Here is a 23,948-nt window from a genome sequence, read left to right on the forward strand (position 1 = left end):
GAATCCCCTCATTGCTCAGCCGCTTTTTGGCTGACTGCGTCAATACACTCTCTGCAGTTACTGGGGTTCAATTCATGTGTTTTACTTCATGGGACGTATGGTTACCTCTCATTCATGTGTAGTATCGATTTCTCCGTTATTGTACCAGATGATGGGGAAAAAGCAAAGGTTTTGAATTCGAAATCCACATCTCATCCCAATACAATTGAAATACATATGCCTCCAAAAAAAAAGAAAAACCCTTGTTTTCACAAGGGTTTCGGATGTTGCTTTGGTTAAGCGGGTGATGGGAATCGAACCCACGCTATTAGCTTGGAAGGCTAAAGTTCTACCATTGAACTACACCCGCACGAATAATAATCGGGACGACACGATTTGAACATGCGACCCCCTGGTCCCAAACCAGGTGCTCTACCAAGCTGAGCTACGTCCCGTCAAGTTTCGAGGAACATTAACACGAATTTTACAAAAATAATATACCACGAACCTCCAAGGCTTGCAACTTTTTTTTCATTTCCAACCTAACCTTTCAAAACAAAAAAAAGACAGAAGCGTCCTACGCCTCTGCCCATCCTATCCCGTGGGTTTATCTACATCACACAAAAACTTCTTCTCGAAGTCCGCTGCTGCAATCGGCTTGCTGAAAAAGTACCCCTGAGCCTCGTGACAATGCTGATTACGAAGAAATGACAGCTGGTCCTCATTCTCAACACCCTCGGCTGTTACTTTCAAATGCAAGTGATGGGCCATGGACGTAATGGTCGACACAATCGCGGCATTGTTACTATCCTCCATGACTTCATTGACAAAGGAACGGTCGATCTTGAGCCGGTCAATTGGCAGATCTTTCAGATAATGAAGGGAGCTGTACCCTGTTCCAAAATCATCAATACTGATATGCACACCAATCTCCTTGATTTTCCGCAATTGTTCAAAGGCACGATCTTTATCAAACGTCATGCTTTCCGTGATCTCAAGTTCGAGCCATACTGGTTCCAATCCTGTTTCCTTAAGGATGCTGCTAATATTATCCAGCAGATGGGAATGCCTGAACTGTCTCATAGAGAGGTTAACTGACACACACAGTTTGCGGTAACCTGCTTCTTGCCACCGTTTGTTCTGAGCACAGGCCTCTCGCAGCACCCATTCTCCAAGAGGAACAATCAGCCCGCTTTCCTCTGCAAGTGGAATAAATTCTGCAGGGGATACCGATCCTCTAAGCGGATGCTGCCAGCGTACCAAAGCCTCCATACCCACAATCAAGCCACTTGCCAAATTAACCTGCGGCTGATATACCAGGTAGAACTGTCCCCGATCCAATGCTTTACGCAGATCATTCTCAAGCTGCAACCGCTCCTGGGCTTTCATCTGCATCGCATGGGCATACCGGTTGAGCTCCACTCCCTGATCTTTGGCATGATGCAAGGCCGTATCCGCATTCTGAATGATCTCCTCCGGTGAGTCTCCGTCGTGCGGGAATATCGCCATACCAATACCCAGGGTAAGATGATATTCGTTTCCATCTACCGTTACAGGTTTTTCGAATAGTTGCAAAATGGATCTTGTCCGCCGTAATGCTGTATCTGTAATGAAGAAGTCTGTCATGGTCAAAACGAACTCATCTCTTCCCAGTCCGAACACTTCCTCTCCCGGGAGTGAAGAATGTTTCAGACGCTGCCCTACCTGACGAAGTACACGGTTAGCTGCTTGTTGACCCAGTGAATCATTAATCGTTTTGAATCGGTTAATGTTTAGTACCAGTACGCCGACAAGCTGCTCCTCCACCACAGCCTCGTCCATCATCACTTTAAGTCGTTGAGAAAGGCGACGACGATTCGGCAGCCCTGTTACATCATCATGATGAGCAATAAAGTTCATTTTTGCTTCAGCTACCTGCTGTTTGAGGAAAGGCATATCCACTACGGACGAATACAGTCCCTTCTGGATAAAGAAATAGGCCAGACAATCGCTGAATAGACCCAACAACAGATTGATATCATTAATCTGCGTTGCGGAAACTAAGTAACATTCGCCATAGAAAAAACACAGGATAGCGCAAAGAATGGAAGGCAAATCTCCATCTCTGTTTTTTTTCCAATGAACGAATAACACTACCGCAGTCACACCATACAGGATGCCCACCAGAAAATGACTAAGGGTAAACATTCCGCCAATCACATCACCCGCCATTAAGTTTGGCAGCACGGCCCATTCCTGAATAGCCAATATGTACAATACAACAAACATACCCAGCGTTCCGCTAAACAGTAAAAATTTGCGTGGTAACGCAATTTCCTTCTCTTTGACCGTATAGATGAACAGCAAACCTGCCGCACAAGCAAGAGATCCAAGCGTCATCATTTTCAGCGAGAAATCGGACTCGGCCATGGCACCACTCGGCATTTCTTCGGCAAAAGATACGATGTGAACCAATTCAAACAAACCAATTAATAAAAACAACGTAGTCATCATGACCCTTCTCAGGGTCAGCCTTTGCGTCTGGAATAACCAGCTTTGATTGTAAATGCCGATACAGGCCGCTGCCGCAGCGAATCCACCCAAGAGTGTCAGAACCGGGTAACCCGATATGATCAGATCAGAGCTTGTAGAAGAACGAAACCATTGACTTGCGAGGAAACACAATAAGCCGCCTATAGCGACCCAACCTATTTTTCTCTGATCTTGCTGATTAGCCTTCATGCCGTGTTTTTCCTTCCCGGGATCACCTATCCTGAAATACCTTAACTATAAAAATATCTTTTGTTACAATATTCGACATTTTCATATCTACCAACGTTCAATTCACATGCACAAACATGCTATCTGGTACATAATAACATTTAATTCCGCAGACGTGAACTAAAAAATATGTACTCCTAGGAATATATATTCATATAAACGTCGAAAAATAAGGCATTTAGAACTAAAAAAAACACAGAATCCTCACAGGACTCCATGTTTCTTTAGTTTACAACTGTATTTAAGCCTATTTTATTTATCAAAATTCACTTCTGGTGTGGTCAGTTTATCATAAAAATCGACAACTTTATCTTTATCCGCCGACGAACGCAGTGTCATTGCCGAACGAGGATGCTCGTCCAACGTACCTGTAATCATGTAAGGCAGAATGTAACCCCACTCTTCTTTTTCTCTGAGCGGGACCATCAATTGCTCCAATACACCAAGTACAGGACGCAAATTATATTTCGTGCCTTTCAAGTGGGCAACAAGCAGTTCAGTCGGACAGTTCCCGGCAGCACGGCCCATCCCGTATACAGAAGCATCCAGCAGTTCAACGCCAAGCTCAGCTGCGATCAGTGTATTGGAGAATGCCAGTTGCATGTTATTGTGCGTATGAACGCCAAGACGTTTGTTTGGCAAGTGAGTCTTGAACTTCTCCACCAGATATTTCACATCGTTATGATCCAGGCTACCATAGGAGTCTACTATGTATACAACATCCACAGCACTTTCCTTGATTAGTTCAAATGCTTCCAACAGTTCATTTTCCATCACGTTAGACAATGCCATAATGTTGAGCGTTGTTTCATACCCACGATCATGGAACGTTTGTACCAGGGCAAGCGCCTTGTCTACATCCTTGCTGTAGCACGCTACACGGATTAGATCCAGCATGCTTTCGCTGCGTGGCAGAATGTCATTCTCGTCCACACGACCGACATCAACCAGTGCAGACAATTTGGTGTTGCCTTTTTGCGGGATAACCTTGCGCAGGAAATCATCATTCAGAAAACGCCATGGTCCTGCTTCTTCTGCCCCTTTCAAGAGCTTGGGCGAGTTTTTGTATCCAATTTCCATATAATCAACGCCAGCTTCATTCAATCCAGCATAGAGCTGTTGAACAAAGTCCACGCTAAAGTCCCAGTTATTTACCAATCCACCATCACGGATTGTACAATCTACTATTTTGCAATGATTTGTCTTCATTAATGTCTGCTCCTTTTCTGACCAACTTGTGTATTCCTCTCATGATACTTGAACGCAACAAGAAAAGTAAAGGGATTCCCGACTTATTTACTTCGATAAGATTTCCATATCCGATCAATCTCACTCATCTCGGAATCGTCTGGAGATTTCTTGCCATATCGAACAGCATTATAGTGATCTGGCAGCATTGCAGAGAGCCGCTCATCATCTTCTCTGGCTTCATGCTGAACAATGGTCTCTGCGGCCTCCAGTGGCGTATGTGCCCCCTGTATATCCACACCCCGGGCTGCAGCTCTGTCGATCCACTTCCGGTAATAAAATCGAATACGTTCAGCATCCTGCGAAGGCAGCGGCTCCTTCCTGCGGAACCAAGTTTTCCGCGTTTTCGCCGGCGCCTCTAACGTTTCACTGATATCCACATACTCTGTCCGGGGTTCACCCTTCTTCTGACCGGGCTGCAGCAGCCCTTTGAAACGATCCATAAGTTTGTTTATGGCCTTCTGGCCCAACCGCAGAATAAGCCACAGGACAACTACTGCAACAGCCCCCATAACTACCCACCCCAAGATATCCCAGAAAACAGAGGGCTCCCCTGATGCCTCCATCCCTTCAGGTAGCATCGGTGGTTCATTTGGAGCTGTAGGTGTAATCGGAACATCCTGATTGGAGCTCGAACCCAGTAAACCTCTGATCCAGGCAAGCAGACGGTCACGCAATGGACCTAACCAGGCAACAAGACTGGGGAAAGCACCAATTCCTGCAATTACAATCAGCATCCATCCCAAACGCTGATGATTCGCTCGGGCGAACTCACGCAGTACAATCCTTCTTTGGCCATCATTCAATATCGCCCGATCCAGCTGCACACTGTATTGACCTACCAACCAACCAGCAAAACTGATGACCCCTGCTGCATATATGGTTCCTGCATACCCTCGGAGAGGTTGCATGAATTCAATTCCGTTGGCTGCCCCACTGCATACGATCGCAGTGAGCACACCAAAAATCTGCAAGCGCCAAATCAAAATGGAGCGAAAGACAGGTTGGACATTCAATCCAACATAGGCAGAAATCACTCCCCATACCGCTGCTGTCAGCAAATCAGGTAAAGGAAGCCCCAATATTAAAGAGATAATGAATGAGACCAACAGCCCCATAATCAGCGCTGCGCCCCATCGAATAAAGGTGTTTTTTTCGCTAATAGCTGGCCATCTGTGCTGTACCCACTGACCTATCGATCCAGCCACAACGAAGATCCCCATCAATGTGTATGGCAAATGTCCTGCCGCATACAGTGATGTAAGTGTCAAAAACGGGTAGAGGTACACACCGATCAATAGAACGGCCAATGTGGATAAAAGTACTCTTTCCTTGGAACTCCTGGAATCACTCATGCACTCACCGCCTTTGAATCGCTTTTCCCACCCTCTACCGGGAGTACGGTCACACGATGGCCCTGTTCATGCAAACGAGCAATCTCATGATCCATGGCAGGGGATACATAGGATGTAATTAAGAGATAACTGCGAGCCTGCTGTGCTTCTTCGTTTCGTTGTACTTCATCGCTCAGGAATTGCTCCATCGGAACCATGCATTTTAATTCCGTCTCCGCCATAGCTTCCAGTAACCTCTCCAGATGAGGACTGCCGTAATCCGGCTCAATCCGCAATGGATCCTGCCCTCCACTCACACGATAACCATTATGAGCAAATCCTGCAGGCAACCCTCTCCCAATCGCGTCCGCAGCTGCAGTTGCCGCATAACGGAGTGCCCGTTCGATCGTCTCGGGACGGGTAACAACACTCCACATGTCTGCAGACTCCTGAATGTTGACCACAATCCAGGATTGGGGGTCGGCAGTCCATCCCTGTTTGTATACCTGAAGTTCACCCGTACGAGCACTCGCTTTCCAGTGAATACGATTCATTGGGTCGCCCGCACCATACGGACGAACGCCGAGGATGAGAAAGGGATCTTCAACAATCCAGCGGGAGACTTCGACCTCTCCCTGCCATACCTGATAGATCGCGGGAAGATCTTCAGCATGAACGAGTGAAGGATACACAATCATGTTTAGATGAACGGGAATCGACTTGGTTATGCGCCAAAGGCCAAAGAGATCCCCTCCAGTCATGGTCACGGTGTTTAACGTATATATTCCACGTCTGCTGCATACGAAGGGATGCTTGCGCGTAATACGAGTAAACGGTTTCAATGTGAAGATGCTTTTATGATTCTGGTAGATATCTCCCTGGCTGATATCCATGCCTGAACCGGATCGAAAAACAAAAGAGACGGGCATCATGGCTTCAAGTCTGAGCCAGGGAACCGAAATTCGTTTCTCATTTGAAATCGTCTCTACCATCTCGAGCTCATCTCCGGCGTAACAACGCATTTTGCTGAATTGTCTGGTGTACTTGAGCTTGTATAAGGCGGGACGGCCGAACCATATGCCTTGTACTCCAATAATGATGACACCAACAATGACAAGCCATAATAATGCCATAAGCTATCGCCCGCTGCCTGCAGCAAGATTTTCTGTCGGCACGTCCGTCTGAGTCAAAAGCTCCTGAATGATGCGTTCCGCCAAGCCCTCTTGCTGCCTTACCCGGTTACGGAATACAAGTCGATGGGCTAGCACGGGCACCGCCAATATTTTAATATCATCAGGCAGAACGAAATCTCTGCCATGTAATGCAGCCCAGGCCTGACTCGCCTTAAGCAGCGCCTGAGCCCCTCGTGGACTTACGCCCAGTGACAACTCGGCATGCTGTCTGGTAGCTTCTGTCAGACGGATAATATATCGCAACAGATCTTCGTCGATTTGAACCGATGTATACGCGCTCTGTGCCTCAAGCAATTGCTCACGACTAATGATCGCAGACAGGTCGGTGACAGAACGACGCGCTACCGTCCGTCTCAAAATTTCTACACTCTCTTCACTGTTTGGGTAACCCATTCGGATCTTCATCATAAACCGATCCATTTGTGCTTCGGGTAACGGAAAGGTCCCTTGATTATCTATCGGGTTTTGTGTGGCAATGACGATAAATGGACGCTCCAGTTGTCTTGTGGAGCCATCAATGCTGATCTGGCGCTCTTCCATACACTCCAGCAAGCTGGATTGAGTACGCGGTGTAGCCCGGTTTATTTCGTCTGCAAGGACAAGGTTGGCAAAGAGAGGGCCGGGTCTGAATTCAAAATCACCTTCTTTTTGATTGAAGAAATGAATACCCGTCAAGTCGGACGGCAACAGATCCGGTGTGAACTGAATACGCTGAAAGGTGCAGTCCAGTGAAGAAGCTACTGATTTTGCCAGCATGGTTTTCCCCGTACCGGGTACATCCTCCAGCAGGACATGCCCTGATGCAATGATAGCTGTCATCACCAACTCAATCGTATGGTCTTTCCCCACAATGATCTTTCCAACATGGTTCATTAGCTGTTTGTTCATTTGTTCCATTCCCTGGATATCCATATCAGTCCATCCTCCCGTAAAATAAAGCTTATGTATTCGCATTCATTCTAACTATAACCCTAATCGTTTCAATAAAAAACAACAGGAACCGGCAGTTAGCCAATTCCTGTTCCATTGCTCTTGTCATTACACCAGAGGGAGCATGATCATGAAACGGGTGCCCTCTCCTTTTTTGCTATCCACAGAGATGGTACCTCCATGATTTTTGATAATCCGGTAACTCACCGAAAGTCCCAGCCCCGTTCCGCTCTCTTTGGTGGTAAAGAATGGATCAAACAGTCGTACAAGTGTATTGTGGTCCATTCCCTGCCCATTGTCCGCTATCGAAATCTGCACATACTTGTTCTCGGTTTCCATAGAGACTCGAATCAGACCTGCATGTTCTTCTCCGACATCCTCTATGGCATCCATCGCATTTTTCACCATATTCAAAATAACCTGCTTAATCTGTTTGACATCAATAGACACATTTAACGGGACTTCTGCTTCATCTAAGATGATCTCGCATCCCTTCATTAACCCTTCGCTTTCTGTCAGCAAGACCACCTCTTTGAGCAAAGAGTTAACTGACATAATGGTCTTCTGCGGGGCTGACGGCTTGGAGGAATTCAGAAATTCGTAGATAATATCATTCGCCCTGTCAATCTCCGTCAGTATGATTCGAGCGTACTCGTCTTTTCCCAATTGCAGCAAATGAGGCCGAAGCAGCTGGATGAATCCACGAATAGCCGTCAAAGGATTGCGAATCTCATGGGCAATGGATGCCGAAATCCGCCCCAACATTGCAAGTTTGTCATTCTGATAAGCGGTCTGCTCAATTTGTTTATAATCGGAGACGTCCTTAACACTGAACAGAAAGTCTCCATCCATCTGATCCCCATACGTTACTGTAACCAGCCAATGCCTGCCATACTCATCAATCAGCTCATGATAGCGCTTACGATGAAAGATAGTTTCCCGATAGATACGTAAAATTTTCTTTTTCTTGAATCGGCTCATCTGTGGATGATGCAGCATTTGCATCAGGGTGCAGCCGCTCAACAGACTTCTTGGAAGCTCCAACAATTTTGCCATCTGAACGTTAATAAACGTCAATACACCGTGACTGTCAAACAACATAATACCGCTATCCAGATGTTCCAGGACATTCTCATACTTGTTGTTATCCAGATGTATAGGCGGGAATCCATTCGTTGGTCGAGGCACTGTATCCTGAAATTCACTAATCATGTCAGGTTCCTCCTTTTCACGTAAATGATAAACTTGCCATTCGGACATCATATCATCACAGAAACAGGAAGGGCCGATTTTATTGTTCATTACCGGTGCCCTTTCGTTAGGGGGCTGAGCCGAAAATATGGATGGCATGTCCGGAACCCAAGCTGGTTTATTCCCGGTAACCAACAGTTGATCCGGAAAACAATATACGTTTGTTCCATTCTAACCTTCTCCTATTCCCAAACACGAACAATTTTGCTCCGCCTCTTTTGCAAGTCTGTTTTTATCATAGACAAGTTTATAGAAGAGAGTCAATCGGAGAAAGTGTCGAATGGAAATTATTTTAAAAAAAACCGCGAATTAGTTTCCACTCAAAACAAAAACGAAGCCTTTTCGCTCGATTGCGAATCAGCTTCGTTCGTATAAGTTTAAATTTTAAATTCTTCAATTCAATCTATAGCCCACTCTTGTTATGCTGAATTTTGAGTCGCCGCTGACTCATCACGGCTAATCGGCGCTTGAGTTCGCTTTCCCATTTCTCATCCTTCATTTCCTTGGCAAGCCGGAGTAGATCCAGAGACATGTCGATCTGGCGCTGTACAATGACCATTCCTTCCTCGCTTTCACGATTCACGCAATTTTCAAAAATCGCATCTTCATCCTCTGTCACGTAATCTTGGAAATCAATCTCCGACGCACCATCTCCATGCGCATATTCGGCCAAAATTTCATATTCATTTTCCACTTTATAATGCACTTCCACCCGGTGACATACCGGACAAAACAGCAGGGGAACATTATGAACCTGGGTGCGGTAATGCTTCAGCGTGCCCTTTGTTCCCACCATACTTGCCCCACAACAGTAACTCATTTTTGTTCACCCTCCTTATAACGTGCCGGGACTTTTTATTGGACATGCACGCCCGTACACTTCAAGCACTTCCGAAAAAGGAATAGTTCCATAGTGTATCACATTCTTGTACTAATTATAATTGCAGAGCACCGGAATAATTCCCGGGTTTCCATACCCTATTCGCCTTAAAGCCCTTCGATTCCTCTTTCCAAAGAATAAAATGAGAGCTTACTTCTAATACATCATTACCACCTTTGTATCCCTGTTTAAACACTTTTCTTTCTTAAGGGCTTATATTCGGACAAAAGGGTGAAAAAAGCCCTCAATCCCAGAAGGGATGAGGGCTTGAACCATAAACGTTCAAGTTCAATCAGGCTTACAGGTTGCTGTCGCCTGGTTTCCAGTTCATTGCACACAATCCGCCGGATTGCAGTGCTTGCAGTACACGAAGTGTTTCTTCAACACTACGGCCTACATCGTTGTGGTTAACCACTTGGTATTTCAATTCGCCTTCTGGATCGATGATGAACAAGCCGCGCAGTGCAACGCCTTCTTCTTCAATCAGAACGCCATAATCTTTAGCAACTTGTTTCGTGATGTCGGAAGCCAGTGGGAAGTTCAGTTGACCCAGGCCATTGCTATCTTTTGGAGTGTTGATCCAAGCTTTGTGGCTGTGTACGGAGTCCACGCTCACGCCAAGAATTTCTGTATCCAAAGCTTTGAATTGCTCCGAAGCATCACTCAAAGCTGTGATTTCTGTTGGGCACACAAAAGTGAAGTCCAAAGGATAAAAGAAAAATACGAGCCATTTGCCACGATAATCGGACAGTTTTACGGACCCAAAGTCTTGTCCATCTCCCGATACTGTTTCCATTGCAAAATCCGGTGCGGGTCTACCAACCAAACGTTCTGCCATAATTAAAAATTCCTCCTTTGGTATTATGTAAGCACTCCATTTGAAATGCTCATCATCAAGAAAAACGCGAACGCTTTTCCTGTAATTAAAATGGTTTGGTACTTGATAACAAGTACAAGTAAAATGTTATCATCCGGACTTATCAAAGTCAAGATTATAATCGTTGTTTTTTTATAATGATTATAAATAAGGATTTTTCGTGGCAAAAATCATAAAGGAACAGCCCTCTGTACATTCCATAATTGGAAACAAAGGGCTGCCATGTTGTGGGTAATATAGTTACGCCTGTTTACGAATTGCTGCGACGATCAAATCGCCCATTTCGGTTGTGCTGATTGCTGTACTCTTGTCTACAGCAATATCACTCGTCCGGTGTCCTGCGTTCAACACATCAGACACAGCAGCTTCAATGGCATCCGCACCTTCTGCATAACCAAAGGTTGTACGGAACATCAGCGCCAGCGAGAGAATCGTTGCAATCGGATTAGCTAATCCTTGACCTGCAATATCCGGCGCAGAACCGTGTACCGGCTCATAGAGTCCGAAGCTGCCCTCTCCCAATGATGCAGATGCGAGCATACCGATGGAACCAGTCAGCATCGCTGCTTCATCACTCAAGATATCTCCGAACATGTTTTCCGTTACGATGACATCGAAGCTGGACGGACGACGCAGCAATTGCATCGCGCAGTTGTCCACAAGCACATGCTCCAGTTCAACATCCGGATAATCCGGTGCTACCCGGTTTACAACCTCGCGCCAGAGACGGGACGTTTCCAATACGTTGGCTTTGTCTACAGAAGCTAGCTTTTTGCGACGTCCTTGCGCAATTTCGAATGCCTGACGAACGATCCGCTCCACTTCTGTAACATTATATGCACACGTATCTACTGCCTCTTCGCCCTGTGCACTTTCACGTCTGAACTTCTCTCCGAAGTAGATACCACCTGTCAACTCACGTACCACCATCAGATCTGTACCTTCAAGTACTTCAGGCTTCAGAGTTGAAGCATCCTTCAAGCAGTCAAATACTACAGCTGGACGAAGGTTGGAGAACAATCCGAGCGCTTTGCGAATGCCCAGTAGGCCCGTTTCTGGACGTAATTCCTTGCTGTTGTTGTCCCATTTAGGACCGCCAACGGCTCCAAGCAGGACCGCATCTGCACTTTTACATACCGTCAGCGTTTCTTCAGGAAGAGGTGTACCCTTCTCATCAATCGCGATTCCGCCGAACAGCGCATGCTCTGTCTCAAAACGGTATCCGAACACGTCCTCCGTACGCTTGAGAACTTTCTCTGCCTCAGCTACAACTTCAGGACCAATTCCGTCGCCTGCAATTACTGCAATTTTTTTTACATCTGCCATGGGTTGTCCACTCCTTATATGCATTCATTCGGTTATTCACATCAATATTAACGTGTCATTTTTAACTCTCTCTTTTGTATCATATTCGAAGGTGATTTGACCAAGATATACAATCTATGACTTTAATAGTTTTTGCCTATAAGCTGAAATTAGATTAGTTGTTTAGTACCTTTGACTGGGTTAAAATGAAGCCTGTAGACAAATTCAGGTAACTCAGGAGGGATTGCAATCATGCAATACACGTACTTGGGAAAGTCAGGTCTTAAAGTCAGCCGGATCTGTCTCGGCACGATGAACTTTGGTCCTGCTACAGACGAAAAGGAAGCATTCCGGATCATGGATGCAGCACTCGATGCCGGTGTGAATTTTTTTGATACCGCTAACATTTACGGCTGGGGCGAAAATTCAGGTCTCACCGAGGAGATCATTGGACGCTGGTTTAAACAGGGCGGCGGCAGACGTGAAAAAGTCGTGCTCGCCACCAAAGTCTATGGATCGATGCATGACGATACAGACGGTCCAAACAACGATGCAGGTCTCTCCGCCTACAAAATCAGACGCCATCTGGAGGGTTCCCTCCGCCGTCTGCAAACCGATCATATTGAACTGTACCAGATGCACCATGTGGATCCCGCCATCTCATGGGACGAGCTCTGGGGTGCGTTCGAGAACGCTGTCCATCAGGGCAAAATTGGTTATGTAGGTTCGAGTAACTTTGCCGGTTGGCAGATTGCCGTTGCCCAAAGCGAAGCCAAGAACCGCCATTTCCTCGGCCTTGTGTCCGAGCAGCATAAGTACAGCCTCAACTGCCGTTTGCCTGAACTCGAAGTATTGCCCGCAGCGAAAGAACTAGGTCTTGGTGTTATTCCCTGGAGTCCACTTGACGGTGGGTTACTGGGACGCAATGCACTCCAGAAGCTGGAAGGTACACGCAGTGGGGGCATTGCTGAGCGAATCGAGTCCCATCAAACTCAGCTGGAACAGTTCGCAGCACTCTGCCGTGAACTCGGTGAACCGCAAGATACTGTCGCTTTGGCCTGGGTTGCCGCCAATCCGGCAGTTACCGCACCGATTATCGGGCCGCGTACGCTGGAACAGTTTGAAACTGCGCTTAAATGTCTGGATGTCACTTTGGATGAATCGGTCCTCAAACGTCTGGATGAAATCTTCCCGGGACCAGGAGGACAAGCTCCGAACGCATACGCTTGGTAAACGTAAAAAAGCTTAACCGATTATGTCCTTTTAATGAACTATATTGATTTTCCGTTTATCCTATCAAGTAACAGCAAAAAAGTCTGACCCTCCAGAGATTTGTGGGTCAGACTTTTTATGTACCTCACTGAACTGCAATGCACGGTGGCTGAACTCCATCTCACCATCTGCGTTCAGCACCAAAACAGTCCAATGAAGAATTATGCTTGCTGCAAATGGGTGTTACAGGTTGACATTAACACGATTTGTATACGTCTTGCGTTTTTCAATTAACTTGTTCAATCCATCGACATAAGCACGTGCACTGGCACCCAGAATATCGGTGCTAACGCCACGTCCTTGTACAGATATTTGGTTTTGGGTAAGTACGACGTGTACCTCACCCAATGCATCCTTACCATGCGTAACCGATTTGATCGAATAGTCGGATAACGTTACCTCTTCCCCGCTCACTTGGTCAATCGCATTGTAAATGGCATCTACCGATCCGTTTCCTTCTGCTTGTTGTTCCACCGTATCACCATCAAGTGTAGCAATACGAACTTTAGCCGTTGGAATGGATTCATCACCATACGTCACAAAGATGGATTCCAGCTTGAATACCTCTGGCGCATCCTGCAATTTCTCTTCGATGACCGCCAGCAAATCTTCATCTGTCACTTCTTTTTTCTTGTCAGCCAGATCTTTGAACTGGGCAAAAGCACGGTTCAATGCTTCATCTTCCAGTTCATAACCGAGCTCAATCAAGCGCTCACGGAATGCATGACGTCCCGAGTGTTTACCCAGTACGAGCTTGCTTTCCTTCAGACCGATGGTCTCTGGCGTCATAATTTCGTAGGTTGTTTTCTCCTTCAGCATGCCATCCTGGTGAATTCCGGATTCGTGTGCAAACGCATTCGCACCAACAATCGCTTTATTCCCAGGCACAACCATACCTGTCAAACGACTCACGAGACGACTGGTCCGAGCAATTTCAGACAGTTGCAGCGAAGTCTTCGCCTGGAAAAATTCCTGACGTGTCTCCAGTGCCATGGCAATCTCTTCAATGGCAGTATTACCAGCACGTTCACCGATTCCGTTAATGGTGCCCTCAATTTGATCGGCTCCATTCAGGATCGCTGCGAGTGTGTTGGCAGTAGCCATCCCAAGGTCATTATGACAATGTGCACTCAGCTGCACCTTATCAATGTTGTTTACGTTTTCTTTGAGATGTTTAAAAATATTTCCGTACTCATATGGGCTCAGATAGCCCACCGTATCCGGGATATTCACAACGGCTGCGCCTTCTTCCACAGCCATATTCACCATCTCAACGAGAAAATCATATTCCGTGCGACCTGCATCCTCCAACGAGAATTCAATCTTCGAAAAAGTTTTCTTCGCATAACGAATTGCGGAACGTGCTGTATTCAGAACCTGGCCTTTATCCATGCGCAATTTGTGATGACGATGAATGGGTGAAGTTGCCAAAAAGATATGGATGCACGGGTCCTGAGCGCCCTTCAGCGCCTCTTTTACCGCATCAATATCCTGCTCTCTTGAGCGGGACAAACCAATAACGGTAACGTTTTTGACCGCTTTGGCAACGGCATTGACTGCCGCCAGATCGCCTGGAGATGCCGCCGGAAAACCGGCTTCCATTCGGTCAATACCAAGCCGTTCGAGCTGGTGGGCAATTTCCACCTTTTCACGAGTGTTCAGATTGACTCCCGGGGATTGCTCTCCATCACGCAGCGTTGTGTCAAATACATAGATTTTACGCACGCCTCGCACCTCCTAGACTTGTAATGTATGGCTTTCTTCTAAACCAGCAATAGCGGCACACGCATATGCACGGCCGCTATTCCCGGTTAAAGCTGTAAGTTCTCTTAAAATACATGTTCAAAAAGTCAACGATTCAGCACCGAGAAGGTGAACGCAAGATTCGATGTCGAGTTCGCTTCGCGGGCTACTTCGTGATCAATTGGGGACTTTTTGAATAACCTCTAAAAGGCGATGCTTACTTCTTGATCCAGTGCATCATCTCACGCAATTGTCCGCCAACCACTTCGATTGGGTGTTCAGCTTCGTTACGACGAGTAGCTGTCAGGAATGCACGTCCGGATTGGTTTTCCAGGATGAAGTCACGTGCAAATTTACCTTGTTGGATATCTGTCAGGACTTCTTTCATTGCTTTCTTCGTATCTTCAGTTACCACGCGAGGTCCAGTTACATAGTCACCGTACTCAGCAGTGTTACTGATGGAATCACGCATACTTGCAAGTCCACCTTCATACATGAGGTCAACGATCAATTTCAATTCGTGCAGACACTCGAAGTATGCCATTTCAGGAGCGTAACCCGCTTCTGTCAATGTTTCAAATCCAGCTTTTACCAGGGCACTTACACCACCACACAGAACAGCTTGCTCACCGAACAGATCTGTTTCTGTTTCTTCGCGGAAGGAAGTTTCGATAACGCCTGCACGTGTGCAGCCGATACCTTTTGCGTAAGCCAGACCGATATCTTTTGCTTTACCTGTTGCATCTTGCTCGATTGCGATCAGGCCCGGTACACCGAAACCTTCCACGTAGGTACGACGTACCATGTGGCCAGGGGACTTAGGAGCTACCAGCAATACATCGCTGTCTTTTGGAGCAACGATTTGACCGAAATGAACGTTGAAACCGTGGGAGAAGAGCAAAGCAGCGCCTTTTTTTAGGTTTGGTTCGATTTCGTTTTTGTATACAGAAGCTTGTGTTTCATCAGGCAGCAAAATTTGAACAACGTCGGCACGGCTAGTTGCTTCAGCCGGGGACAGAACTTCAAATCCGTCATTTTTTGCAGTGTCAAAAGATTTACCTTCACGAAGTCCGATGACTACGTTCAATCCGCTGTCACGCAGGTTTTGGGCTTGGGCATGACCCTGGCTACCATAACCGATTACCGCGATCGTTTTTCCTTTCAATACGCTAAGCTCTGCATCCTGTTCATAATAAGTAGTTACTGGCATGTTTATAAGTCCTCCTTTGTATTGTAAAGAACCCTTCATTAATGAGCGGGTGTCTCAAGGGACCGGCACGCTTTCTTGCTTTAGCGACTCTGGTCTGATCCGATCCATTCAGACACCCGCCCATTAATGCGGGGGTGTGGCTGTATTGTCAAGCGTTACATCGCTAAAATGTCGAATTGCAGCTAATACGGGACTGGCACTTCATTTAAGATTAACAGCATCTATTCTGCTCTCTGTAGCTACCGTACTGAGTTATCCTGAGAAGATGATCAGACCCTGCATTTTTCAATATAATTAATTATGCGTTGCCCCGAACCAATGCAGTTACGCCTGTACGTGACAGTTCGCGAATGCCGTATGGCTTGAGCAATTCGATCATCGCATCAATTTTATCCGTATCTCCGACCGCCTGTACAATTAGGCTGCCTGGACCGACATCGACAACCGATGCACGGAAAGTCTCAACTACACCGAGAATTTCAGGACGTTCCGACGGCTCAGCCTTCACCTTGATCAACGCAAGTTCACGGGCTACCATCGGTTTCAGACTGAAATCAACCACTTTGATGACATCGATGATTTTGTACAACTGCTTTTCAATCTGTTCCAACGTTTTGTCATCACCAATCGTCACAATAACCATCCTTGACAAGCCTGGTTCCTCGGATTGACCTACCGTTATACTCTCAATGTTGAATCCTCGTCGACCGAACAACCCCGATACCCGCTGAAGGACGCCTGGCTGATCGTTGACCAATATCGAAATCGTATGTCTTATCATTCTTCAGCATCCCCCATCAGCATTTGATCGATTGTCGCCCCTTGCGGAACCATTGGATACACATTTTCTTCCTTGCGTACTACGAATTCAACAACGACCGGTCCCGGAGTATCCAGGGCTTCCTGCCATGCACGCTCGGCTTCTTCCTTGTTGGTTGCACGCAATCCTTTTACTCCATAAGCTTCGGCAAGTTTCACAAAATCAGGACTTCCTGCCAGATCGATATGGCTGTAACGATTCTCATAGATAATCTCTTGCCACTGACGCACCATTCCAAGCACCTGATTGTTAATGATAACAATTTTTACCGGAATGTTGTTAATGGCACAAATCGCGAGTTCCTGAGAACACATCTGCATGCCGCCGTCACCGTTAATGGAAATAACGAGCCTGTCCGGGTTGGCCATCTGAGCACCGATTGCAGAAGGGAATCCAAAGCCCATTGTTCCAAGTCCACCAGAAGTTACCCATGAACGCGGCTGATTGAATTTGTAGTATTGTGCTGCCCACATTTGGTGCTGTCCTACGTCTGTAGTCACAATTGCTTCGCCTTTGGTAGTATCATTCAGCATTTCAATAACCCATTGTGGTTTCAGCACTTCATCTGAATCCGTGTAGCTGTAAGGTTTTTCTTGTTTCCACTGCTTGATCTGGTCTCTCCACGCATCTGCACGTTCTGCACGCTGAACTTCCTTGTTCGCTATTTCGAGCACCGTCTTCACATCACCAACGATTGGAATGTCGGTTGCAATGTTTTTGCCAATTTCAGCCGGATCAATATCGATGTGAACAATTTTGGCATGTGGAGCGAACCCGTCCAGCTTGCCTGTTACCCGATCATCGAAACGCGCTCCAATGTTGATCAGCAAATCTGCTTTTTGAATCGCCTGATTGGAAGTGTATGTTCCGTGCATACCCGGCATCCCGGTCCACAATTCATGACCACTCGGGAAAGCCCCTAGTCCGAGAAGTGTTGTCGTAATTGGGATACCCGTCTTCTCCACGAATTCGAACAGTTCTTCATGTCCACCTGAGTAAACCACGCCGCCGCCTGCTAGAATCATCGGACGTTCTGCTTCCTGAATAGCTTGAGCCAATCGATCCACCTGAAGTTTATTTGGTACAGTCCGCGGGTTATACCCTCTCAATATAACAGGTTCAGTCATCGGTTCAAACAACGTTTTGTTAGCCGATACATCCTTCGGAATATCGATCAGTACCGGACCTTTACGACCCGTATTGGCAATGTGGAATGCCTCATGAATGACACGTGGCAGATCCTTTACGTCTTTTACCAGATAACTGTGTTTGGTAATTGGCATCGTAATTCCGGTAATGTCTGCTTCCTGGAAAGCATCCGAGCCAATCAGGCTGGAAATAACATTTCCTGTAATGACTACGAGTGGTACAGAATCCATATATGCCGTTGCAATACCGGTAACCAGATTGGTTGCTCCTGGTCCGGAGGTAGCGATACAAACACCGACTTTTCCACTAGCTCGTGCATATCCATCAGCTGCATGGATGGCACCTTGTTCGTGACGGGTTAACACATGCTTGAAGTCCTCGAAACCATACATCGCATCGTAAATGTACAACACTGCGCCGCCCGGGTAACCAAAAACGCACTCTACACCTTCCAGCAACAAGCTTCTCAGCAGAATTTCGGAACCGCTAATGACCTCCGGCTTCATCCATTTTTCACGTAATTCATCTGTCGATCGTACTTCTGGAATTTGAGCTCCCATTAGTCATCCTCCTCTCGGAATTTACATCATTCTGACATTTAAAGTTACAAAAAAAACCTTCCATCCCTGCAAACAAGTTCATGCTTGCGAGGGACGAAAGGTTATTGCTTCCGTGGTACCACCCAACTTTGTCCGAAATTTCGCAATAACGGACCTTACCAGGTACAAAAAACGATAGATCAAACGACATAGCCGTTCTCCATACCTGTTGTCTGTAACGCAGACATACGATTTTCCCTAATAACCAAATGGAGTGACATCCAATGCTTTTCAGGAAAACAGCTCCGAGGTGAGCTCGTATATAAGGGGTAATGGTGGTGGTTTCAGCAATTCCAGCCACTCTCTGAGCAAAAGAGCCCTTAAAACTTCGTCCTCTTCATAGCCGATGAAATATTCTCGTTAAATGTTAGGAACATTATATGATTCCTCTAACCGATAAGTCAATACCCCTTTTGTATAAAAATTCAGAACGTCCCTAAACCTTCATCTCCAGCCTTTACCGTTCCCCCCATCTCTGCGCTTCATTCAGTCACCTTTTAACTTCTCTCAAGCATAGGATATACGAGCAGCACGACTGGTCTTGAAAGGAGGCTTCCCATGGTGATTCGGCAACGCAACTCCAAGCTGGATGATGCCGCCATTATGAGGCTGATTGACTCTCAACTTGTTCCTTTATCTCATATGAGCGAAATTGAAATCAATAAAATACGCAAAGAAATACCCCTGCGAATGAACAGGGGCATGACCTTTGTTGTCTCACCAGAGCCAGACAAAGAAGCTGTTGCATTCATCCATTTTCTCATGCATGGTGAACTGCTTTATGTGGATATGATGGCTGTTACCACCAAAGAACAGCGAAAGCGATACGGACAGACTTTGCTGCACAGAGCCGAAAACTTCGCTGCATCTCGAGGCTGCAAAAGATCCAAAGTTATGGTGGATGAAGGCAATGCAAAGGGACTCCAATTTTACCAGAAAAATGGATATATCACCATTAGATACATTATGTTAAGCCGATGTTATGAGTTGGAAAAAAGGCTGTAATGCGGCCTAGAAAAATCCTGGTGGTCGTGGTCCGTAGGGTCCATATCCAGGACCTGGCCCAAATCCGCCACCAAATCCAGGGCCATATCCTGGGCCCGGTTTGGGTCCAGGCCCATACCCAGGGCCATATCCAGGACCACCTGGGCCGAACCCAGGACCAGGGCCGTAGGCATAAGGCAGCGTAGCGACAGCGAGTAAATCAAATAATACCAATGGCAAAATCGCTTTGGTTCGCACTTTTTTGCCAACAGTACGTTTCAGCACCAGTTTATTGCCCGATACTTTCAACAGTCTCCCCGTCACCCGAGTACCGTCTTTTTTGATCGCGACAATATTTTTGCCTATTAATTTTATCGCTTCATCACGCGTAACATGTTGTTTCATACTATCCCCTCCTCCTCGGATCGTTCAGAACAGTGTATTCGTCCATGACTGGCTTCGCCTGTTTCTTTGTCCCTAAATGAAAATATGGGTGCCTTTCTTCTTGTAAATAGAGAAGATTCGTCGTTTGTATAGCTATATGTATCAAAAAAAAGGCCTGCACGAGGCAGACCTTTTTAAGCTATAAAATATAATTGGTACCACATGATTTCTGTCTTTACCTTTTCCCCGGATCATATGGTTCGCCGAGTGCAGAAGGAGCAGAAGAGCGTCCAACAGCCGCAACGAGTACGATGATGGTGAGCAGGTAAGGCAGCATATAAATAATTTCCTGGGGAATACTTTGAGACCATTCAAACAACTGTACATAGTTTCGAATGGCTTGTGAGAATCCAAAGAATACAGCCGCACCAAAGGCACCAATCGGATTCCATTTACCAAAGATCATGGCTGCAATTGCAATATAACCCTGACCGGAAACGGTATTATGGGAGAATGTGCCTGTCGTTGTCAGCGTAATTGCGGCTCCACCAATGGCAGCTAGCGCACCGCTGATCATTACTGCAACATAACGGTAACGTCGCACTTTAACACCCACGGTATCGGCAGCACTTGGATGTTCACCAACGGAACGAAGACGAAGACCGAATGGCGTTTTGTACATAATGTAATACGTCAGGAAGACGAACAAGATAGCCAGATATGTCGTCGGGTACACACTCTTGAAGAAAGCTTCCCCAAGTAAAGGAATATCTTTTAACAGTGGCACATCAAACTTGCTGAATCCTTGTACCAATGGTGAGTCACCTGATCCTTCAAACAGCAGTTTTACCAGATAAAGTGTACTTCCTGCTGCCAGGAAGTTAATGACGATACCACTTATAATTTGGTCAGCCTTAAACGTAATGGAGGCTACCGCATGGATCAGGGAAACCACTACTCCCAGCACGACTGCGAACAAAACCCCCATCCAGGCAGACGTCGTTCCACCCATGCCAGCTTCTTGTGCATAATGCGCAGCAATCCCCGCAGCAAAGGCACCAAATACCATAAAACCTTCAAGTCCAAGGTTGGTCACACCTGATTTTTCCGAAAAAATCCCGCCCAGGGATGCAAAAATCAATGCCGTGGCAAAGACAAGCGTCGTATTGATAATTTGCCCAATTGTCAACAAGTCCATCTACAACACCTTCTCTTTCTTGCGCTTGGAATAGAACGGTTTAAGTACCCAGCGCACGATGCCTTGTGCCGCAATGAAGAAGATAATCGAACCGATCACAATTCGAATAATCTCGGGCGGTACATCCGCAGCAAAGCTCATTCCCGCAGATCCATAAGTGAGCGTACCGAACAACACCGCGCCCAGCAACACACCAAACGGATGATTCAAACCAATCAGTGCAACCGCGATTCCATCAAAACCTGTTCCTGGCGAGCCTGACATAACAGTCTGATATTGGAACACCCCTAGTACCTGGAATGCACCGCCAAGACCTGCAAGCATACCACTGATAAACATGGCTTTAACGATATTGCGATTGACATGCATACCCGCATATTCTGCCGCATTCGGATTATATCCTACGGCACGAATCTCGTACCCTTGTTTGGTTTTCCACATGTAAAAATAAAAGAGTACAGCCATGACAAGAGCAATCAAGGTTCCCATGTGTACACGGGAGTTACCCATCAGCTCAGAAAGCCATGTCAGACTAATTGATGCGGTATCACTGATATCCACCGAACGATTTTCACCTTTTAACAGCAGGAATTGGCGCACGATCAGGTTGGCCAGGTACAGACCAATCCAGTTCAGCATGATACTACTGATAACTTCGTTTACCCCACGCGCTGCTTTCAGGTAGCCGGCAATAGCTGCCCATAGACCACCAAATACCGCACCAGCGATCAAAGCCAGCGGAGCATGAATGTAGATCGGCAGACCTGCAAACTTTACCCCAACAAAGGTGGCCGCTGTCATGCCGACGAGAAATTGTCCTTCTCCTCCGATATTGAACAGCCCTGCACGTGACGCAAATGCAAAAGCAAGTCCAGTCATGATCAAAGGTGTCATCTCACGAACGGCTTCACCAAAGTTGTACATGTCTCCGAAAACCTTTGTAAACAACGCACTATAAGCTTCAATCGGATTGTATCCGCCGATCAGCATGACAATACCACCCAGGATCAGACCCATAATGATGGCTACAACAGGTAATATAAATGAATCACGGGTAAACCATTTTAATACGTTACTCATGCACAGTACCTCTCTTTTGGGTGCTGCCCGCCATCATCAAGCCGAGCTCCCTGTCATTGGTTTCTTCCGGCAGCACCTCGCCCACGATCTGTCCTTCATAAATGACCGCAATTCGGTCGGATACGTTGATAATTTCATCCAGCTCAAATGAGATCAGCAAAACCGCTTTACCCTGATCACGTTGTGCAATCAACTGCTTCTGAACAAACTCAATCGCTCCTACGTCCAGACCACGAGTCGGCTGGGCAGCAATAAGCAGTTCAGGATTTTTATCAACCTCACGTGCAATAATGACCTTTTGCTGGTTCCCCCCGGACAAAGAGCGGGCCTTTGTCTCAATGCTAGGTGTACGTACATCAAATGCCTCGACAAGCCGCTTCGCCTGCTTTTTGATGGCATCGAAGTTAAGGAACCCTTTTCGGGTATAAGGCGCTTTATAATATGATTCCAGTACAATATTTTCGCTCACTGAAAAATCAAGAACAAGTCCGTGTTTGTGTCGGTCTTCCGGAATGTGGGCTACCCCCAATTCCGAAATATGACGTGGTGAATGATTGGACAGCTCCTTGCCTTCAAGGCGAATCGAACCGCTATCTACTTTACGCAGTCCGGTAAGAGCCTCAATCAGTTCGCTCTGTCCATTACCATCGACACCTGCAATTCCTACAATCTCTCCTGCACGCACATTCAGATTAAGTTCGTTCAGAACTGAAATACCCTCTTTATTTTTAGCAGTCAATTTGCTGACTTCCAACACGTTGTTTCCAGGTGTAGCCGGCTTTTTGTCCACCTTAAATGTGACATTACGTCCAACCATTTTTTCTGCCAACTCATTCGGATTCGTTTCTGATGTTTTAACCGAATCAATCACTTTACCACGACGAATAATCGTCACCGTATCGGAGATCTCCATGATCTCTTTCAGTTTGTGTGTGATTAGAATAATGGATTTGCCTTCGGCCACCAGCTTTTTCATGATAATCATCAGTTCTTTGATTTCCTGAGGAGTCAATACTGCTGTAGGCTCGTCAAAAATAAGAATGTCCGCACCACGATACAACGTCTTTACAATCTCAACACGTTGCTGCATTCCGACGGAAATATCATGAATTTTGGCATGCGGGTTCACTTTTAGTCCATACTGTTCAGACAGACGCTGCACTTCAGCAGCGGCTTTTTTATAATTAATGTTGAGACCTTTCCTTGGTTCAGATCCCAAAATAATGTTCTCTGTTACCGTGAACGGCTGTACAAGCTTAAAGTGCTGATGCACCATGCCGATGCCAAGATCGATGGCTTTATTAGGGCTGTCGATGATGACAGGCTTGCCATTCACTTCAATGGAACCTTCATCCGGCTGATAGAGACCAAAGACAATGTTCATCAACGTTGACTTACCAGCGCCGTTTTCGCCCAGTAGAGCATGGATCTCGCCTTTACGAAGCTGAAGGCTGATAGCGTCGTTGGCAACAATGCCTGGAAAACGCTTCGTGATTTGTTTTAACTCAACGACGGGGGTTGCTGCACCCATATAATCACCCTTATACCTGATATAGTGTGGTTCCGCAAACGTAAGAAAAACGTCTAACGACGTTTATTCAAGGAAGATGACCGCATTTTAGCGGTACTTTTTCTTGGGATTATCGAATCCTTCAGTTTCACTGGAAACTTCTGCATTCCATAATCTTAAGAAAAGCTCCTACCGGATTGATACGAAGTCTTCTTTCTTTTGCTATGGGTTATCCCCTAGCA

19 protein-coding genes and 2 tRNA genes are annotated in these 23,948 nt (G+C 46.3%); 2 read left to right on the plus strand and 19 right to left on the minus strand.

Features of this window, described 5'->3' with window-relative positions; genetic code table 11:
* Positions 1–278 precede the first annotated feature (278 nt).
* From PPA03S_RS04215 to leuB, 11 genes are all read right to left on the minus strand, one after another.
* A tRNA-Gly gene (locus tag PPA03S_RS04215) sits at positions 279–349 on the minus strand.
* 11 nt (positions 350–360) lie between these two features.
* Positions 361–434, minus strand: a tRNA-Pro gene (locus PPA03S_RS04220).
* 139 nt (positions 435–573) lie between these two features.
* Entirely contained in the window at positions 574–2,700 is a 2,127-nt protein-coding gene (locus PPA03S_RS04225) for a bifunctional diguanylate cyclase/phosphodiesterase (RefSeq protein WP_062320181.1), read from the minus strand.
* Positions 2,701–2,991: 291 nt separating this feature from the next.
* Positions 2,992–3,948 carry an aldolase catalytic domain-containing protein gene (locus PPA03S_RS04230; RefSeq protein ID WP_062320183.1) on the minus strand — a complete coding sequence of 319 codons (957 nt, stop codon included), beginning with the start codon at positions 3,946–3,948 and terminating at the stop codon, positions 2,992–2,994.
* A gap of 83 nt (positions 3,949–4,031) precedes the next feature.
* Positions 4,032–5,342, minus strand: a complete 1,311-nt coding sequence (locus PPA03S_RS04235; protein ID WP_062320185.1) for a DUF4129 domain-containing protein — start codon at positions 5,340–5,342, stop codon at positions 4,032–4,034.
* The gene (locus PPA03S_RS04240) at positions 5,339–6,454 is read right to left on the minus strand and encodes a DUF58 domain-containing protein (protein WP_062320187.1); all 1,116 of its coding nucleotides are present in this window, start codon (positions 6,452–6,454) and stop codon (positions 5,339–5,341) included. The genes PPA03S_RS04235 and PPA03S_RS04240 overlap by 4 nt, the downstream gene beginning before the upstream one ends.
* Before the next feature lie 3 nt (positions 6,455–6,457).
* Positions 6,458–7,426 (minus strand): AAA family ATPase, encoded by a 969-nt coding sequence (locus tag PPA03S_RS04245; RefSeq protein WP_062320189.1) that lies wholly within the window; start codon positions 7,424–7,426, stop codon positions 6,458–6,460.
* A 126-nt stretch (positions 7,427–7,552) separates the two neighbouring features.
* Complete coding sequence (locus PPA03S_RS04250) at positions 7,553–8,656, minus strand: ATP-binding protein (protein ID WP_062320191.1); 1,104 nt, start codon at positions 8,654–8,656, stop codon at positions 7,553–7,555.
* 442 nt (positions 8,657–9,098) lie between these two features.
* Entirely contained in the window at positions 9,099–9,515 is a 417-nt protein-coding gene (locus PPA03S_RS04255; protein ID WP_062320193.1) for a hypothetical protein, read from the minus strand.
* Positions 9,516–9,873: 358 nt separating this feature from the next.
* On the minus strand, positions 9,874–10,413 hold the full coding sequence (locus PPA03S_RS04260) for a peroxiredoxin (protein ID WP_062320195.1): 540 nt from the start codon (positions 10,411–10,413) through the stop codon (positions 9,874–9,876).
* A 279-nt stretch (positions 10,414–10,692) separates the two neighbouring features.
* Positions 10,693–11,778, minus strand: coding sequence for a 3-isopropylmalate dehydrogenase (gene leuB, locus PPA03S_RS04265; RefSeq protein WP_062320197.1), 1,086 nt, complete (start codon positions 11,776–11,778; stop codon positions 10,693–10,695).
* Positions 11,779–12,009: 231 nt separating this feature from the next.
* Here leuB and PPA03S_RS04270 point away from each other — a divergent pair, with 231 nt between their 5' ends.
* Entirely contained in the window at positions 12,010–12,990 is a 981-nt protein-coding gene (locus tag PPA03S_RS04270) for an aldo/keto reductase (protein WP_062320199.1), read from the plus strand.
* Positions 12,991–13,212: 222 nt separating this feature from the next.
* Here PPA03S_RS04270 and PPA03S_RS04275 read toward each other — a convergent pair whose 3' ends face one another.
* The 4 genes from PPA03S_RS04275 to ilvB all read right to left on the minus strand — a co-directional run bounded on the left by PPA03S_RS04275 (position 13,213) and on the right by ilvB (position 18,511).
* Positions 13,213–14,754, minus strand: a complete 1,542-nt coding sequence (locus PPA03S_RS04275) for a 2-isopropylmalate synthase (RefSeq protein ID WP_062320201.1) — start codon at positions 14,752–14,754, stop codon at positions 13,213–13,215.
* Between the two features lie 235 nt (positions 14,755–14,989).
* On the minus strand, positions 14,990–15,982 hold the full coding sequence (gene ilvC, locus PPA03S_RS04280; RefSeq protein WP_024628318.1) for a ketol-acid reductoisomerase: 993 nt from the start codon (positions 15,980–15,982) through the stop codon (positions 14,990–14,992).
* A 298-nt stretch (positions 15,983–16,280) separates the two neighbouring features.
* A complete protein-coding gene (gene ilvN, locus PPA03S_RS04285; RefSeq protein ID WP_062320203.1) occupies positions 16,281–16,763 on the minus strand; it encodes an acetolactate synthase small subunit in 483 nt (160 codons plus the stop codon).
* The gene (gene ilvB / locus PPA03S_RS04290; RefSeq protein WP_062320205.1) at positions 16,760–18,511 is read right to left on the minus strand and encodes a biosynthetic-type acetolactate synthase large subunit; all 1,752 of its coding nucleotides are present in this window, start codon (positions 18,509–18,511) and stop codon (positions 16,760–16,762) included. The genes ilvN and ilvB overlap by 4 nt, the downstream gene beginning before the upstream one ends.
* 600 nt (positions 18,512–19,111) lie before the next feature.
* On the opposite strand from ilvB, the gene PPA03S_RS04295 reads away from it, so the two are divergent.
* Positions 19,112–19,555 carry a GNAT family N-acetyltransferase gene (locus PPA03S_RS04295; protein ID WP_062320666.1) on the plus strand — a complete coding sequence of 148 codons (444 nt, stop codon included), beginning with the start codon at positions 19,112–19,114 and terminating at the stop codon, positions 19,553–19,555.
* A 6-nt stretch (positions 19,556–19,561) separates the two neighbouring features.
* On the opposite strand, the gene PPA03S_RS04300 is transcribed toward PPA03S_RS04295, so the two are convergent.
* The 4 genes from PPA03S_RS04300 to PPA03S_RS04315 all read right to left on the minus strand — a co-directional run bounded on the left by PPA03S_RS04300 (position 19,562) and on the right by PPA03S_RS04315 (position 23,727).
* On the minus strand, positions 19,562–19,939 hold the full coding sequence (locus PPA03S_RS04300; protein ID WP_062320207.1) for a hypothetical protein: 378 nt from the start codon (positions 19,937–19,939) through the stop codon (positions 19,562–19,564).
* A 214-nt stretch (positions 19,940–20,153) separates the two neighbouring features.
* The gene (locus tag PPA03S_RS04305) at positions 20,154–21,116 is read right to left on the minus strand and encodes an ABC transporter permease (RefSeq protein ID WP_062320208.1); all 963 of its coding nucleotides are present in this window, start codon (positions 21,114–21,116) and stop codon (positions 20,154–20,156) included.
* Positions 21,117–22,196 (minus strand): ABC transporter permease, encoded by a 1,080-nt coding sequence (locus PPA03S_RS04310; RefSeq protein WP_062320210.1) that lies wholly within the window; start codon positions 22,194–22,196, stop codon positions 21,117–21,119. It abuts the gene before it with no gap.
* Positions 22,189–23,727, minus strand: a complete 1,539-nt coding sequence (locus tag PPA03S_RS04315; RefSeq protein WP_062320211.1) for an ABC transporter ATP-binding protein — start codon at positions 23,725–23,727, stop codon at positions 22,189–22,191. Before PPA03S_RS04315 ends, PPA03S_RS04310 begins: the two co-directional genes overlap by 8 nt.
* Positions 23,728–23,948 lie beyond the last annotated feature (221 nt).

The sequence above is a fragment of the Paenibacillus pabuli NBRC 13638 genome (genome assembly GCF_001514495.1).
Lineage (GTDB): Bacteria > Bacillota > Bacilli > Paenibacillales > Paenibacillaceae > Paenibacillus > Paenibacillus pabuli.

Coding starts and splice junctions, on each gene's coding strand:
- PPA03S_RS04240 (WP_062320187.1), bottom strand. CDS start 6,454: ATGGCATTATTATGGCTTGTCATTGTTGGTGTCATCATTATTGGAGTA.
- leuB (WP_062320197.1), bottom strand. CDS start 11,778: ATGGCAGATGTAAAAAAAATTGCAGTAATTGCAGGCGACGGAATTGGT.
- PPA03S_RS04315 (WP_062320211.1), bottom strand. CDS start 23,727: ATGGGTGCAGCAACCCCCGTCGTTGAGTTAAAACAAATCACGAAGCGT.
- PPA03S_RS04310 (WP_062320210.1), bottom strand. CDS start 22,196: ATGAGTAACGTATTAAAATGGTTTACCCGTGATTCATTTATATTACCT.
- ilvN (WP_062320203.1), bottom strand. CDS start 16,763: ATGATAAGACATACGATTTCGATATTGGTCAACGATCAGCCAGGCGTC.
- ilvC (WP_024628318.1), bottom strand. CDS start 15,982: ATGCCAGTAACTACTTATTATGAACAGGATGCAGAGCTTAGCGTATTG.
- PPA03S_RS04250 (WP_062320191.1), bottom strand. CDS start 8,656: ATGATTAGTGAATTTCAGGATACAGTGCCTCGACCAACGAATGGATTC.
- PPA03S_RS04235 (WP_062320185.1), bottom strand. CDS start 5,342: ATGAGTGATTCCAGGAGTTCCAAGGAAAGAGTACTTTTATCCACATTG.
- PPA03S_RS04230 (WP_062320183.1), bottom strand. CDS start 3,948: ATGAAGACAAATCATTGCAAAATAGTAGATTGTACAATCCGTGATGGT.
- PPA03S_RS04260 (WP_062320195.1), bottom strand. CDS start 10,413: ATGGCAGAACGTTTGGTTGGTAGACCCGCACCGGATTTTGCAATGGAA.
- PPA03S_RS04300 (WP_062320207.1), bottom strand. CDS start 19,939: ATGAAACAACATGTTACGCGTGATGAAGCGATAAAATTAATAGGCAAA.
- PPA03S_RS04270 (WP_062320199.1), top strand. CDS start 12,010: ATGCAATACACGTACTTGGGAAAGTCAGGTCTTAAAGTCAGCCGGATC.
- PPA03S_RS04245 (WP_062320189.1), bottom strand. CDS start 7,426: ATGGATATCCAGGGAATGGAACAAATGAACAAACAGCTAATGAACCAT.
- PPA03S_RS04305 (WP_062320208.1), bottom strand. CDS start 21,116: ATGGACTTGTTGACAATTGGGCAAATTATCAATACGACGCTTGTCTTT.
- ilvB (WP_062320205.1), bottom strand. CDS start 18,511: ATGGGAGCTCAAATTCCAGAAGTACGATCGACAGATGAATTACGTGAA.
- PPA03S_RS04225 (WP_062320181.1), bottom strand. CDS start 2,700: ATGAAGGCTAATCAGCAAGATCAGAGAAAAATAGGTTGGGTCGCTATA.
- PPA03S_RS04255 (WP_062320193.1), bottom strand. CDS start 9,515: ATGAGTTACTGTTGTGGGGCAAGTATGGTGGGAACAAAGGGCACGCTG.